Source organism: Pseudomonas rhizozeae (assembly GCF_031583775.1).
Lineage (GTDB): Bacteria > Pseudomonadota > Gammaproteobacteria > Pseudomonadales > Pseudomonadaceae > Aquipseudomonas.
Genome location: NZ_JAVLSB010000029.1, coordinates 37,373 through 52,860, shown reverse-complemented (window position 1 = coordinate 52,860; position 15,488 = coordinate 37,373). Strand labels below are relative to the sequence as shown.

At 62.4% G+C, this 15,488-nt stretch carries 10 protein-coding genes; all 10 read right to left on the bottom strand.

Going from position 1 to position 15,488, the window contains the following annotated elements; genetic code table 11:
• Nucleotides 1-3: 3 nt before the first annotated feature.
• The 10 genes from gspG to gltB all read right to left on the bottom strand — a co-directional run bounded on the left by gspG (nt 4) and on the right by gltB (nt 15,142).
• On the bottom strand, nt 4-468 hold the full coding sequence (gspG, locus tag RG836_RS09175; RefSeq protein WP_310844888.1) for a type II secretion system major pseudopilin GspG: 465 nt from the start codon (nt 466-468) through the stop codon (nt 4-6).
• A 3-nt stretch (nt 469-471) separates the two neighbouring features.
• A complete protein-coding gene (gene gspF / locus RG836_RS09170) occupies nt 472-1,680 on the bottom strand; it encodes a type II secretion system inner membrane protein GspF (protein ID WP_310844886.1) in 1,209 nt (402 codons plus the stop codon).
• Nucleotides 1,681-1,683: 3 nt separating this feature from the next.
• A complete protein-coding gene (gspE, locus tag RG836_RS09165) occupies nt 1,684-3,153 on the bottom strand; it encodes a type II secretion system ATPase GspE (RefSeq protein ID WP_310844951.1) in 1,470 nt (489 codons plus the stop codon).
• Nucleotides 3,153-5,045 carry a type II secretion system secretin GspD gene (gspD, locus tag RG836_RS09160; RefSeq protein ID WP_310844950.1) on the bottom strand — a complete coding sequence of 631 codons (1,893 nt, stop codon included), beginning with the start codon at nt 5,043-5,045 and terminating at the stop codon, nt 3,153-3,155. The genes gspE and gspD overlap by 1 nt, the downstream gene beginning before the upstream one ends.
• Before the next feature lie 8 nt (nt 5,046-5,053).
• On the bottom strand, nt 5,054-5,566 hold the full coding sequence (locus RG836_RS09155; protein WP_310844884.1) for a type II secretion system protein N: 513 nt from the start codon (nt 5,564-5,566) through the stop codon (nt 5,054-5,056).
• Nucleotides 5,557-6,105 carry a cytochrome b gene (locus RG836_RS09150; protein ID WP_310844883.1) on the bottom strand — a complete coding sequence of 183 codons (549 nt, stop codon included), beginning with the start codon at nt 6,103-6,105 and terminating at the stop codon, nt 5,557-5,559. Before RG836_RS09150 ends, RG836_RS09155 begins: the two co-directional genes overlap by 10 nt.
• 73 nt (nt 6,106-6,178) lie before the next feature.
• A complete protein-coding gene (gene gbpA / locus RG836_RS09145; RefSeq protein ID WP_310844882.1) occupies nt 6,179-7,645 on the bottom strand; it encodes an N-acetylglucosamine-binding protein GbpA in 1,467 nt (488 codons plus the stop codon).
• Between the two features lie 280 nt (nt 7,646-7,925).
• Nucleotides 7,926-8,993 carry a uroporphyrinogen decarboxylase gene (gene hemE / locus RG836_RS09140; protein ID WP_310844880.1) on the bottom strand — a complete coding sequence of 356 codons (1,068 nt, stop codon included), beginning with the start codon at nt 8,991-8,993 and terminating at the stop codon, nt 7,926-7,928.
• Nucleotides 8,994-9,241: 248 nt separating this feature from the next.
• Nucleotides 9,242-10,660: an FAD-dependent oxidoreductase gene (locus RG836_RS09135; protein ID WP_310844879.1), complete on the bottom strand. Its 1,419-nt coding sequence runs from the start codon at nt 10,658-10,660 to the stop codon at nt 9,242-9,244.
• A gap of 33 nt (nt 10,661-10,693) precedes the next feature.
• The gene (gltB, locus tag RG836_RS09130; RefSeq protein WP_310844878.1) at nt 10,694-15,142 is read right to left on the bottom strand and encodes a glutamate synthase large subunit; all 4,449 of its coding nucleotides are present in this window, start codon (nt 15,140-15,142) and stop codon (nt 10,694-10,696) included.
• Between the last annotated feature and the right edge of the window lie 346 nt (nt 15,143-15,488).

The window sequence follows — 15,488 nt, the reverse complement described above, 5'->3', positions numbered from 1 at the left end:
GGATCAATGCTCCCAATTGCCGATATCCGCCGCGTGGCCATCGCCGCCACTGACGCCATCGGCGCCGAGGGAATACAGATCGAAGCCTCCGTCCGCCGCTTGCACGCCGGGGTAACGGTATTGATATGGCGTGCCCCACGGGTCAATCGGCAGGCTTTTGAGGTAGCCCTGCGGGTTCCAGTTGCGTGCCGCCGGCAGGCCGGACGGACGTTTGCTCAAGGCTTGCAGGCCTTGCTGCGTCGAGGGGTAATGGGCGTTGTCGAGGCGGTACATTTCCAGCGCCGTGGCGATGGCCTGGACATCGGTGCGAGCGGCGGTGGCTTTGGCCTGGTCGGGGCGACTCATGAACTGCGGCACCACGATAGCGCCGAGAATGCCAATGATGACCACCACCACCATGATCTCGATCAGGGTAAAACCGCGCTGGGCACGGCGGATAGTCGGTACGGTTTTGCAGGACAAGGTCATGGATCAATTCACCAATTGGTTGAGGCTGAGAATCGGCAGGAGGATGGCCAGCACGATCAGCAGCACGACGCCGCCCATCAGCACCAGCATGGCGGGTTCGAACAGGCTGACGACCAGGGCGATGCGCGCGGCGAGGCTGCTTTCCTGTTGTTCGGCGGCACGGGCGAGCAGGCGATCGAGTTCGCCGGCGCGCTCACCGCTGGCGATCATGTGCAGCATCATGGGCGGGATATCGCCGCTCAGTTCCAGGCCACGGGTCAGCGTGCCGCCTTCGCGCACCGAGCGCGCAACCTCGCTCATGCGCCCGCGAATGCTGCGGTTGCCGATCACCGCAGCAGCGATTTCCAGAGCATCCACCAGCGGCACCGCGCTTTGCCCGAGAATCGCCAGGGTGCTGGCGAAACGCGCAGCTTCCATGGCCCGCAACAATTCGCCGAGCAACGGAATGCGCAGCGCCAGACGATCCCAGCGCAGCCGCCACAGCGGTTGGCGCACGCTCCAGCGCCACACCCCGACGAGCAGCACCAACACGCTCAGCGCGAATAGGCCGTAATGGCGCACGCCGCCGCTGACGGCAATCAGTGCCTGGGTCAGCCACGGCAGTGACTGGCCGCTGTCGAGGAAAATCTGCACCACGTCGGGCACCACGTAGCCGAGCAGAAAGCCGACAATCGCCACGCTGGCCAGCATCAGGATCGACGGATACACCAGCGCCATCTGAATTTTCTGCCGTGCGGCCTGGCGCGCTTGGGTGTACAGCGCCAGCTGTTCCAGCACATGTCCGAGATGACCGGAGCGCTCCCCGGCGGCGACCGTGGCGCGGAACAATTCCGGGAACGCTGTGGGAAACAGCCCCAACGCCGACGCCAGGGCGTGGCCTTCCATGACCCGGTCGCGCACCGCCGACAACAGGGTCGTCACGCGCCGCCGCGCACTTTGCCGGGCCACCGCGTGCAACGCTTCTTCCAATGGCAGACCGGCCTGCACCAGGGTCGATAACTGCAGGGTCAACAGGGCTAATTCCGCCGCACTCAAGCGCCTGCTTCCTGACGGCAGGCCGGCCAGGCTGAAACCGGAGGATTCACGCACCTGCCGGGGCCACAAGCCGCGTTCGCGCAACAGTTGCCGGGCGTGTCGCGAGCTGTCGGCGTCCAGTCGGCCTTTGCAGCGCTGGCCCAGCGCATCGTCGGCGCGGTAGTCGAAGGTCGGCATGGGTCAGTCCTCCTGAGTGACGCGCAACAGTTCGTCGAGGCTGGTGACCCCGACCAGCAGCCGTTGGCGGCCGTCCTGAAACAAACTGCGCGAAGCCTGGCGCGCCAGTTCGGCCAAGGCCTGCTCGCTGGCGCCCTGATGAATCAGTGCCGAGATTGCGGGGGTGACGCTGATCAGTTCGTAGATCCCAACGCGGCCGCGATAGCCTTGCTGGCACCGCTCACAACCCACCGCGCGATGCAGCGTCGGCGGGGCTTGCAACGGCAAGCCCAAGCGCTGGCAGGTAGCGGCGTCAGCGCGATACGGCGCCTTGCAGTCGTTGCACAAGGTGCGCAACAGACGCTGCGCGAGGATGCCCACCAGGGAGGACGCCAGCAGGTAGGCGTCGACGCCCATGTCCACCAGCCGCGTGACCGCGCCGACTGCGCTGTTGGTGTGCAGGGTCGACAACACCAAGTGCCCGGTGAGCGAGGCTTGCACGGCAATTTCCGCCGTTTCGCGATCACGGATTTCGCCGACCATCACCACGTCCGGGTCCTGCCGCAGGATTGCTCGCAAGCCGCGCGCGAAGGTCATGTCGACCTTCGGGTTGACCGGCATCTGGCCGATTCCCGGCAGGTGATATTCGATCGGATCTTCCACCGTGAGGATGTTGCGCGTCTGGTCGTTGAGGCTGCTCAGTGCCGCGTACAGGCTGGTGGTTTTGCCTGAGCCGGTGGGCCCGGTCACCAGCACAATCCCGTGGGGTTTGGCGAGCAGCCGACGCAAGGTTTCCAGGGTGTCGCGGGGCATGCCGAGGCGCTCGAGTTGCAAGCGCCCGGCCTGTTTGTCGAGCAGGCGCAACACCACCCGTTCGCCATGGGCCGAAGGCAAGGTCGAGACCCGCACATCCACTTCATGCCCGGCCAGGCGCAGGGCCATGCGGCCATCCTGCGGCACACGTTTTTCGGCGATGTCCAGGCGCGCCATAACCTTGATTCGCGACACCAGCAACGCCGCCAATTCGCGGCGTGGGCGAAAGATTTCCCGCAGTTGTCCATCGACGCGCAGGCGCACCGACAGGTAGTGCTCGAAGGTTTCCAGGTGCACATCCGAGGCCCGCTCGCGCACCGCTTCGCTAAGCAACGCATTGATCAAACGGATGATCGGCGCATCGCCCTGCTGCTCCAGCAGGTCAGCGGTTTGCGGCACTTGCTCCACCAGGCTCAGCAGGTCCAGTTCTTCGTCGAGGCCTTGGGCAACCTGTTGCGCCGCGCTCTGGCCTTCGCGATACGTTGCTGCCAATAGCTCGGCGAAGGCATCGCGCTCCAGTACCTGAATCGGCAGATCAGCGCTGCACAAGCGCCGGGCTTCGGACAGTGCACTGAGTGGCGCATCGGCGCGCACGGCCAGGCTCACGCGTTCGCCTTCGCGCTCCAGCAACACACCGAAGCGCCGGGCGAAGCCGAAGGGCAGCGGCTCGTTCAATGGCATCACGGGCGGACCGCTGGCGCTGGCTGATCGAACAACTGCCGGGGCGTTTCCGGCAGCCGCAGAGAGTTGTTTTCCCCGGCGCCAGGCTGGCTCAGATCACGCAACGCGTCGTACCGCTGCTGGCTGACCTCGGCCAGGTCAGCACGGCTGCGGACGATGGTCGGGCGCAGGAACACCATCAGGTTGCTTTTGGTTTGGGTGTCACGGTTCCAGCGAAACAGCGCGCCGAGGTAGGGAATGTCACGCAGCAGCGGCACGCCGCTTTTCTGCGTGCGCACGCTGTCGCGGATCAGCCCGCCGATCACGATGATCTCGCCATCGTCGGCGAGGATGGTGCTCTTCAACGCGCGCTTGTTGGTGATCAAGTCCGAGGAGTCGATACCCGAAACGGACGGTGCGATGTCCGACACTTCCTGCTCGACTTCGAGGCGCAGGGTCGAGCCTTCGTTGATGTACGGCTTGATCTTCAGGCTGATGCCGACATCTTTTCGTTCGACCGTGGTGAACGGGTTGTCCGCGCCGTTGCTGTTGGTAGCGTAGGAACCGGTTTTGAACGGCACGTTCTGGCCGACGATGATTTCCGCTTGCTGATTATCGAGGGTCAGCAGGCTCGGCGTGGACAGCAGGTTGCTGCGGGTATTGCTCGCCAGCGCGGAAATCAAGGCACCGAACCGGTCAGTGCCGAGTTTGAGTAATGCACCTTCCGGCGCGGATTTTTTCTCGTCGAAAGTCAGGCCTCCCGCGATGGGAATATCGGTGCCAGGGAAATTGATAAAGCCCTTGGCGTCGCCGCTGCTGACGCCCCACTGCACGCCCACCGCTTCGGCCATGTCGCCGGAAATTTCGACGATGGCGGCATGGATCAGCACCTGCGCCCGCGGCTGATCCAGCTGCCGCACAATATTTTCGATGGTGCGGATCTGCCCTGGCTCGGCGATCAGCACCAAGGCGTTCTGGCTTTCGTCGGCCTTGAGCAGGAAGGTGCTGACCGGCGCGCTATCCTTGCGTGCGCCTTGGACTGGCGGGGCTTGCCGACCCTGGCCCATGGTCTCCAGCACCTCGGCCAATTGCCGGGCATCGCTGTGGCGCAGGCGAATCACCCGGGCGTTGTCGAGGCTGGCCGCCGACGGCACGTCGAGGGCGCGTGCCAAGTCGTGCAAGCGCTGGCGCACCGCCGCCGTGCCGATAAAGATCAGCCGATTGGTTCGGGCATCCGCCAGCACTTGCACGCTGGCTTCGGCTGCGCGCTTGCCCAGCGCCGCCTCAATCACTGGCGCGACGTCAGTGGCCTGGGCGTGGCTCAATTGCAGCACCGACGACTGGCTGCCTTGCCCGGAATCGAGGGATTGCACGACTTGCGCGATGCGCTGCACATTGCCGGCGCTGTCGGTGATCACCAGCGCATTGGCCGATACCGAAGGCCCGACGTAGCCATTGGCCGAAACCAACGGCCGCAGCAGCCCGGCCAGGTCCGTGGCGTTGCTGGTGTTGAGTTCGATCACACGAGTGGTGAACTGCGCGGCCGTGCTTGGCGTGCCCTGCCCGGCCCGGGTTTTGGCCTCGGTCACCGGGGTGATGAGGATGCGGTCGCCTTCGTCGATCACCGTGAAATTGTGGGCGTCGAGCACCGAGTAAAACAGGCGCCGAACGCCCTCGCGATCAAGGGCCTGGCGGGACGTCACTGTCACCCGTCCCGACACGCGCGGGTCGAGGACCACGGTGGTGCCGAGCATCGCCGACATCTCTTCAACAACGTCCCGCAGTTCGGCGTTGTTCATCGATACTTGCCACTTTTCCTGCTCGGCCTGCAGCACGCCGGGCAGCATCAAGACCAAGATGCCCAGGCACAGCTGCATGACGCGCGCGGCCTGCGCGACCACCAGATTGTTCATCACATTCATTACTCTGACTGCCCGCCAAGCGGACGAAAAAAACGCGCGGTAGAAACCTCTGGTGACGGGCTGTTGGACGGCTCGACTCGACGCAATACCGGCGGCGCGGACGGTAGCAACTTCAGCCATTCTTCACGGCCGTTATTCCACAGCACCACTTGATGGGCCTCGACACGACGCAACACGCTGCCACCAGGCAAACGCTCACCGACCTGATAAAAACGCGCGCCCTGGGCATCCCCCAGTAGCGCTTTGGAGCCACCGCCGGCCACCACGAAGCTTGCCTGCAAACTCAATGGCTCGGCGCTGGGTTGCAACGCGTTTGGCGTGCTCAGGCCGAAGACCGTGGCAACGGCGCCGGTGACCAGCGGATCGCGCGCTTGCGGTGGGGCCGAGGGCGCTGTGACTGGCAGCGGTGAAGCCAGGCGTTCGCGAAACCGCCACTCCTGCCAGGCCAGGAACACCCCGAATACCATCGGCAGACCCAGCAGGCACACCCACGAAAACAGCGTCACTCGCATGGGTTGAAGGCCCGCGTGCCGCGTGGACGCCAGGCCATTCGCCGCAGAATCCGGTGGCCGCACCACTCGTGCACGATCACCGCGCCGATGTGCCCGATCACCAGCCACAGCAACACCACACAGGCCCAGATATGCAGGGTGAAAAACTGCTCGATCAGTGCGGGGTCGTGCAGCAGCTGCGGAATCCGGAACGCGCCGAACACATTGATCGGGCGGTCCATCATCAGCACGCCGCTCAGCAGCACAACGCTGACGGAGGCATAAATCAGCGCATGAGCGCCCCAGGCGAAAAGCTCCGCCGATGGCAAGGCCCTGACCCTGGCGCTGCGGGTATGCACGACAAACAGCGCCAGCCGCCAGACAAAAAACGGAATGAACAGCGTGGTCAGCGAGACGTTGACGAACGACACCCAGTTCGCAACGCGGGCGGTAACGTCGACGCTGGCCACATAAAAACCGGTCACCAGGGTCCAGAGAATGACCGCGGCCGATAACCAGTGCAGTAGGACACGCTGCCCGGAATAACCCGAAACCTTCATTTTCAACTCGACCATCAAAAAGTGCAGCAGGCTGCGGACGCTCCAAGGACCGTCCGCAGATTTACGGAGGGCGTTACAGCTTTTCCCACGCCATGTGCGAGTGAGTGCCGACACCGGGCTCAAACTGGGTGGCAGTCACGGTGTACTGCTGGCAATAACCCGCCGCCGGGAACGGCTTGCACTCGAAGACTTCATTGGTCTTGGGTTGCAGCACCTTGGTGCCGGCCGTGTAATCTTTCAGGCCTTGCGGGAACACGTAGTCGTAGTCGATGCCCACGCCTTCGCCGCTGAACGTCACGGTCTGGGTGTCCTGGCGCGTGGTGCGCCCATCAAGGGTGGTGCCGACCAGCGTCAGGGTGTGCGCGCCGGGATTACTGCGCACATCGATTGCCAGGCCACGGGTGCCCGAATCCACTTCAGCGGTGGTCGAGCCGACCAGTTTGTTGTGCTCATCGAACAGGGTCGCTTCGATGTTCATCTTGCGATTGGACATCACACTGAAGTCGACTTTGGCCAGGCCTTTGTCCAGCACATATTCGTCTTGCAGCGCGGCCACCGACAGGCGTGCGGCGGTGTCTTCCTGCATGATCAATTGCACTTCATAACGGGTCACGCCGCTTTCTTTTTGGGCATACAGGCTGTTGGTGCCTTTGACCGGCTGGATGTTGCCGTTGTCATCACGCACGCCAGCACGGACGGTGGTGTGCGCCGCGTTGATCTGCTCCGCCAGTTTGAACGACCAGTTGTTCGGCAGGCCTTGCTCGGCGCTGTCGATGCTGATTTCGACGCTGTACTCCGGATGCTCGCCGGTGGCGGAAAACGCCCGCGCTTTGACCTTGTCGCCCACCAGCAATTGCGCCGCCGGGGCGATGCTGCCGACCGACGACCAGCCACCGGGCAACGAGGCTTCGGCCAGGATGTTGACGTCAGTGGCGTTGTAGAACGCGGCGTCGGTGTCGCCCACGGTCCAGATCGCCAGGATCACGTGTTGGCCAGTTTTGTCGTCAGGCAGAGTGCAGCTGTGTTTCGCCCCGGAAACCGGAGGCTGGTTGCCACCGTCGACGACGCAGAACGGCGTGCTGTCGAAGGACGCGCGCTTGAGCCCTTCGTTCGGATTCCAGCCGTTACGGGTGATGAAGTATTCGTGCTTGGTGGCCGGGTGCGCGGCGGTGTAGCGCCACTGGAAATCGATGTTGCGATCCTTGATTTCCGTCAGGTGCCAACGGGTCGCAGATTGAGCGTCCATGGCCGAGAACAGCGAGTGGCCACCGCTGGCAATCTTGCCGTCGACCGGCCCCTGCAACGGCGCACCGCCGATTCCGTTGGGGAAACCCTTGAAGGTTTCGCCGACGCTTTGCGGTTCGTGCTGCGCACCACCGCAGTTGATATTCAAGCCTTTCTGGCAAGCCAGTGCCCGGGAAGGCGGGACTTCCAGATAACCGTGGGCGGCAACGTTTTGCGTGACCAGCAGGGTCGATACCAGCAACATCGACGACGTGCAGGCAGTCAACGCACTGCGCTTTACAAAAATAGGTTTCATAGCGGTTCCAGACTACTGATCAAAAACAAGGCGCCCCGAGGGCGCCGACGTTCGTGGTGCTGCCCGACGCTTCATCGGACAGGTCTGGAACCTTACGGGGATGACGGAAATTTCTATGTAGGAGGAATCATCGGAGCCGGCAGGAAGGTTCTCCCGATTGAATTTTCTGACATCAAAAGAACACATTCTTACAACGAGTAATGCTTTTGCCCGATTTCCACCGGCATAAAAAAGCCTGTCCGGCACGGGGCGGGACAGGCTTCGGTGAATCTCGACGGGGTTATTCGTGGTATTGCGCCGAGAGTTCATGCACCGCGCGCAGGAAAGCGCCGGCGTGTTCCGGATCGACCTCCGGGGTAATGCCGTGGCCGAGGTTGAACACGTGGCCGGTGCCCTTGCCATAGCTGGCGAGGATGCGCCCGACTTCGGTACGGATCGCTTCCGGCTTGGCGTAGAGCACGGTCGGGTCCATGTTGCCTTGCAACGCGACTTGGTCGCCGACACGGGCACGGGCGTTGCCGATGTCGCAGGTCCAGTCCAGGCCCAACGCGTCGGCGCCGGCATCGGCGATGCTTTCCAGCCACAGGCCGCCGTTCTTGGTAAACAGGATCACCGGCACTTTGCGGCCGTCGTGCTCGCGGATCAGGCCGCTGACGATTTTGCGCATATAGGCCAGGGAGAACTCCTGGTACGCCGCCGCCGACAGGTTGCCGCCCCAGGTGTCGAAAATCTGCACCGCTTGCGCGCCAGCCATGATCTGGCCGTTGAGGTAGCTGGTGACCGACTGCGCGAGCTTGTCCAGCAGCAGGTGCATGGCTTGCGGGTTGTCGTAGAGCATCGCTTTGGTCTTGCGGAAGTCTTTCGACGAACCGCCTTCGACCATGTAGGTGGCCAGGGTCCACGGGCTGCCGGAGAAGCCGATCAGCGGCACGCGGCCGTTCAGTTCGCGGCGGATGGTGCTGACGGCGTCCATCACGTAGCCGAGGTCTTTGTGCGGATCAGGGATCGGCAAGGCTTCGATGTCGGCCAGGGTGCTGACGACTTTCTTGAAGCGCGGACCTTCACCGGTTTCGAAGTACAGGCCTTGGCCCATGGCATCGGGAATGGTGAGGATGTCGGAAAACAGGATCGCCGCGTCCAGTTGTGGATAGCGATCGAGCGGTTGCATGGTGACTTCGCAAGCGAACTCCGGATTCATGCACAGGCTCATGAAGTCGCCGGCATTCGCGCGGCTGGCGCGGTATTCCGGCAGGTAACGGCCGGCCTGACGCATCATCCACACGGGCGTGACGTCTACGGGTTGCTTGAGCAGGGCGCGGAGGAAACGGTCGTTCTTCAGGGCAGTCATGTCGGCATCCGGAAAAAAAGTGCGGGCATTTTCTCAGAGCGCGGAGCAAAAGGCACGGTAAGCGGAGCACCTTTTGTCTATCGGGTCAATTTGTCGCGGGGGGGAACGCGGTGTTCCCAACACCACAAACCACTGTGGGAGCTGGCTTGCCAGCGATGCAGACACCTCGGCGTGTCAGATGAACCGAGGTGATGCTATCGCTGGCGAGCCAGCTCCCACAGGTATCGCGTTCCAGTCTTGAGGAGTGATCAGACGCCCAGGTAGTCGAGGATCCCTTCCGCCGCATTACGGCCTTCGAAGATTGCCGTTACCACCAAGTCGGAGCCGCGCACCATGTCGCCACCGGCGAAGATTTTCGGGTTGCTGGTCTGGTGCTTGTACTGGCCTTGTTCCGGGGCCACAACGCGGCCCTGGCTGTCGGTCTGGACACTGTGCTGGTCGAACCACGCTGCCGGGCTCGGGCGGAAACCGAAGGCGATGACCACGGCGTCAGCCGGGATGATCTCTTCGGAACCCGGGATTGGCTCAGGGCTGCGACGACCGCGTGCGTCCGGTTCGCCGAGACGGGTCTCGACCACCTTCACGCCTTCGACCTTGTCTTCGCCGACAATGGCGATCGGCTGACGGTTATAGAGGAAGCGCACGCCTTCTTCCTTGGCATTCTTCACTTCTTTGCGCGAGCCTGGCATGTTCGCTTCGTCACGACGATAGGCGCAGGTCACCGATTTGGCGCCCTGGCGGATCGACGTGCGGTTGCAGTCCATCGCCGTGTCGCCGCCGCCCAGCACCACAACCTTCTTGCCTTTCATGTCGACGAAATCTTCCGGCGACTTTTCGAAGCCCAGGTTGCGGTTGACGTTGGCGATCAGGAAATCCAGCGCGTCGTACACGCCCGGCAGGTCTTCCCCGGCAAAGCCACCCTTCATGTAGGTGTAGGTGCCCATGCCCATGAACACAGCATCGTATTCCTCGAGCAGTTGTTCGATGGTCACGTCCTTGCCGATTTCGGTGTTCAGGCGGAACTCAATGCCCATGCCGGTGAAGACTTCGCGACGATTGCTCAGCACGCTCTTTTCCAGCTTGAACTCGGGGATGCCGAAGGTCAGCAGACCACCGATTTCCGGGTTCTTGTCGAACACCACCGGGGTCACGCCGCCGCGCACCAGCACGTCGGCACAACCGAGGCCGGCCGGGCCGGCGCCGATGATCGCGACACGCTTGCCGGTCGGCTTGACCTTGGACATGTCCGGGCGCCAGCCCATGGCGAACGCGGTGTCGGTGATGTACTTCTCCACCGAACCGATGGTCACCGCGCCGAAGCCGTCATTAAGGGTGCAGGCACCCTCGCACAGACGGTCCTGCGGGCACACCCGGCCGCAGACTTCCGGCAAGGTGTTGGTCTGGTGCGACAGCTCGGCGGCCTGGAGGATGTTGCCCTCGGCCACCAGCTTCAGCCAGTTGGGAATGAAGTTGTGTACCGGGCACTTCCATTCGCAGTACGGGTTACCGCAACCCAGGCAGCGGTGGGCCTGGTCGGCCGACTGCTGGGGTTTGAACGGTTCGTAGATTTCCACGAACTCTTTCTTGCGTTGACGCAACAGTTTCTTCTTCGGATCCTTGCGCCCGACCTCGATGAACTGGAAGTCATTATTCAGACGTTCAGCCATTGTTAAAACCTCATCAAACTCTTCAGGCGCATATCACTGCGGGTTGGCACGGGTGCTGGAAAGCAACGATTTCAGGTTGGCAGCCTTGGGCTTGACCAGCCAGAAACGACGCAGGTAATCATCGAGGTTCTCAGCGAGGTTACGGCCCCATTCGCTGTCGGTTTCCGCGACGTATTCGTCCAGCACGCGCTGCAGGTGGCTGCGATAGGCTTCCATCGCTTCGCCGCTGATCCGCTGGATTTCCACCAGTTCGTGGTTGACCCGGTCAACGAAGGTGTTGTCCTGGTCCAGCACATAGGCGAAACCACCGGTCATGCCTGAGCCGAAGTTGTAACCGGTCTTGCCCAGTACGCAGACGAAACCACCGGTCATGTATTCGCAGCAATGGTCGCCAGTGCCTTCCACCACGGTGTGAGCGCCGGAGTTACGCACGGCGAAACGCTCGCCCGCAGTGCCGGCGGCGAACAGCTTGCCGCCCGTGGCGCCGTACAGGCAAGTGTTGCCGATGATGGCACTGTCCTGTGTCTTGTAGACGCTGCCCTTGGGCGGAACGATGACCAGCTTGCCGCCGGTCATGCCTTTGCCCACGTAGTCGTTGGCGTCGCCTTCCAGGTACATGTTCAGGCCACCGGCGTTCCACACACCGAAGCTCTGGCCAGCAGTGCCCTTGAAGCGGAAGGTGATCGGCGCGTTGGCCATGCCCTGGTTGCCGTGCTTGCGCGCGATTTCGCCGGAGATCCGGGCGCCGATTGAACGGTCGCAGTTGCAGATATCCAGCTCGAATTCGGCGCCGCTGGCATCGTTGATCGCCGAACTGGCCATCTCGACCATTTTCTCGGCGAGCAAACCTTTGTCGAACGGCGGGTTGCGGTCCACCTGGCAGAACTGTGGCTTGTCGGCCGGGATGTGATCACTGCCCAACAGCGGCGTCAGGTCCAGATGGTTCTGCTTGGCAGTCTGGCCTTCGAGGATGTCCAGCAGATCGGTACGGCCGATCAGCTCTTCGAGGGAACGCACGCCCAGCTTGGCCAGCCATTCACGGGTTTCTTCGGCAACGTAGGTGAAGAAATTCACCACCATGTCGACGGTGCCGATGTAGTGATCCTTGCGCAGCTTCTCGTTCTGCGTGGCCACGCCAGTGGCGCAGTTGTTCAGGTGGCAGATGCGCAGGTACTTGCAACCCAGGGCGATCATCGGCGCGGTGCCGAAGCCGAAGCTTTCAGCGCCAAGGATCGCAGCCTTGATCACATCGAGGCCGGTTTTCAGGCCGCCGTCGGTCTGCACCCGCACCTTGCCGCGCAGGTCGTTGCCGCGCAGGGTCTGGTGGGTTTCAGCCAGGCCGAGTTCCCATGGCGCGCCGGCGTATTTGATCGAGGTCAGCGGCGAAGCACCGGTGCCACCGTCGTAACCCGAAATGGTGATCAGGTCCGCGTAGGCCTTGGCCACACCGGCAGCGATGGTGCCGACGCCCGCTTCGGCGACAAGTTTCACCGAGACCAGGGCTTTCGGGTTGACTTGTTTCAAGTCGAAAATCAGTTGCGACAAGTCTTCGATCGAATAGATGTCGTGGTGCGGCGGTGGCGAAATCAGGGTGACGCCCGGCACTGCATAACGCAGCTTGGCGATCAGCCCGTTGACCTTGCCGCCCGGCAGTTGCCCGCCCTCGCCCGGCTTGGCGCCCTGGGCGACCTTGATCTGCAGCACTTCGGCATTGACCAGGTACTCAGGCGTGACACCGAAGCGGCCGGTGGCCACTTGCTTGATTTTCGAGCTCTTGATGGTGCCGTAGCGCGCCGGGTCTTCGCCGCCTTCGCCGGAGTTGGAACGCGCACCGAGGCGGTTCATGGCTTCGGCCAGGGCTTCGTGGGCCTCCGGCGACAACGCGCCCAACGAGATACCGGCAGAGTCGAAGCGCTTGAGCACCGATTCCAGCGGTTCGATCTCGCTCATGGCAAGCGGCGTGTCGAGGGTCTTGACCTGGAGCAGGTCGCGAATCATCGACACCGGACGATTGTCCACCAGCGAGGTGTATTCCTTGAATTTGCTGTAGTCGCCCTGCTGCACGGCGGCTTGCAGGGTGTTGACCACATCCGGGTTGTAAGCGTGGTACTCGCCACCGTGCACGAACTTCAACAAACCGCCTTGCTGGATCGGCTTGCGCGGGCTCCATGCTTCGACGGCCAGGGCCTTCTGCTCGGCTTCGATATCGACGAAACGCGCACCCTTGATGCGACTCGGCACGCCACGGAAGCTCAGGTCGCAGACTTCTTCGGACAGGCCGATGGCTTCGAACAACTGCGCACCGCGGTACGAGGTGATGGTCGAGATGCCCATCTTCGAAAGGATTTTCAGCAGGCCTTTGGTGATGCCTTTGCGGTAGTTCTTGAACACCTCATAGAGGTCGCCCAACACTTCACCGGTGCGGATCAGGTCGCCCAGCACTTCATAGGCTAGGAACGGATAGACCGCTGAGGCGCCGAAGCCGATCAGTACGGCAAAGTGGTGCGGATCGCGCGCGGTGGCAGTTTCGACCAGGATGTTGGAGTCGCAACGCAAGCCTTTTTCGGTCAGGCGGTGGTGCACCGCGCCGGTGGCGAGCGAAGCGTGGATCGGCAACTTGCCCGGACCGATGTGGCGGTCGGTCAGCACGATTTGCGTGCGACCGGCGCGTGCGGCTTCTTCAGCCTGATCGGCAACGTTGCGGATCGCCGCTTCGAGGCCGACGCTTTCGTCGTAGTTGAGGTCGATGATCTGGCGTTCGAAACCCGGACGATCGAGGTTCATCAGCGAGCGCCACTTGGCCGGCGAGATCACCGGCGAGCTGAGGATCACGCGCGAGGCGTGTTCCGGCGACTCCTGGAAGATGTTGCGCTCGGCACCGAGGCAGATCTCCAGCGACATGACGATGGCTTCGCGCAGCGGGTCGATCGGCGGGTTGGTGACCTGCGCGAACTGCTGGCGGAAATAGTCGTACGGCGTGCGCACGCGCTGGGACAGCACGGCCATCGGCGTGTCGTCGCCCATCGAGCCGACGGCTTCGTAGCCTTGCTCACCAAGCGGACGCAGCACCTGGTCGCGCTCTTCGAACGTGACCTGGTACATCTTCATGTATTGCTTGAGCTGATCGACGTCGTAGAACGCCGAACCGTGGTCGTTATCTTCCATGGTCGCCTGGATGCGCAGGGCATTCTTGCGCAACCATTGCTTGTACGGATGACGGGACTTCAAGCGGTTGTCGATGGAATCGGTGTCGAGGATCTGCCCGGTCTCGGTGTCCACGGCAAAGATCTGCCCCGGCCCGACGCGGCCCTTGGCGATCACGTCTTCCGGCTGGTAATTCCAGACGCCGATTTCCGACGCCAGGGTGATGAAACCGTTCTTGGTGGTGACCCAGCGCGATGGCCGCAGGCCGTTACGGTCGAGCAGGCACACGGCGTAGCGACCGTCGGTCATCACGATACCGGCCGGGCCGTCCCAGGGCTCCATGTGCATCGAGTTGTATTCATAGAACGCCCGCAGATCGGGGTCCATGGTCTCGACGTTCTGCCACGCCGGCGGCACCAGCATGCGCACGCCACGGAACAGGTCAATGCCGCCGGTGACCATCAGCTCGAGCATGTTGTCCATGCTGGAGGAGTCGGAACCGACGCGGTTGACCAGCGGGCCGAGCTCTTCCAGATCGGGCATCAAGTCGTTGGCGAACTTGGTGCGCCGGGCCAGGGCCCAGTTGCGGTTACCGGTGATGGTGTTGATTTCGCCGTTGTGAGCGAGGAAGCGGAATGGCTGGGCCAGCGGCCATTTCGGCAAGGTGTTGGTGGAGAAGCGCTGGTGGAACACGCAGATCGCGGTTTGCAGGCGCTCGTCGCTGAGGTCTGGATAGAAGGCGGTGAGGTCCGCCGGCATCATAAGGCCTTTATAGATGATGGTCTTGTGGGAAAAGCTGCAGATGTAGTGATCGGTGTCGGCGGCGTTGGCCACGGACGAACGACGACGGGAACTGAACAGCTTGATCGCCATGTCCTGGTCGCTGAGGCCTTCACCGCCGATGAACACTTGTTCGATCTGCGGCAGGCGCTCGAGGGCGAGGCGGCCGAGGACGCTGGTGTCGATCGGCACTTTGCGCCAGCCGACCAACTGCAGGCCGGCGGCCAGGATTTCGCGGTTCATGTTCGCGCGAGCGGCTTCGGCTTTGACCGGGTCCTGGTTGAAAAACACCATGCCTACCGCGTACTGCTTGGGCAAAACCACGCCAAACGTTTCCTGGGCGATGGCTCGCAGGAACACGTCTGGTTTTTGAATCAGCAAGCCGCAACCGTCACCGGTCTTGCCGTCGGCGTTGATCCCACCGCGGTGGGTCATGCAGGTCAGGGCCTCGATGGCCGTTTGCAAAAGGGTATGACTGGGCTCGCCCTGCATATGGGCTATCAGGCCGAAACCGCAGTTATCCTTGAATTCATCTGGGTGGTACAGACCTGCTTTCATAGACACTTTCTCACCAGGCTGCCTCTTATCGAGACAAATTTCTTTTCAATTCAACCACTTGCCGCCTGCGCCGAACGTTCGCCAGCTTTGCCGGGGCAAAAGGGAGGTCATTGTACACACCGACACAGAGGCTCACAAATTTGACGACGAAATGTCGCAAATCTATGTCGCATTTGTGAAAGGTTTAAAGCGATCTGCTGTGCTAGTCAAAACTTTTTTAATTTTGACCGCTACGACTCAAAGACTACTGTGACGCAGACACCACAAGGCACGCGGCCCAAGGGTCTGTTGGTGCTTGCTGGCGAACCGCGTTGTGATGCCAACGTGCGTGAGGCAAGGCGCGGGA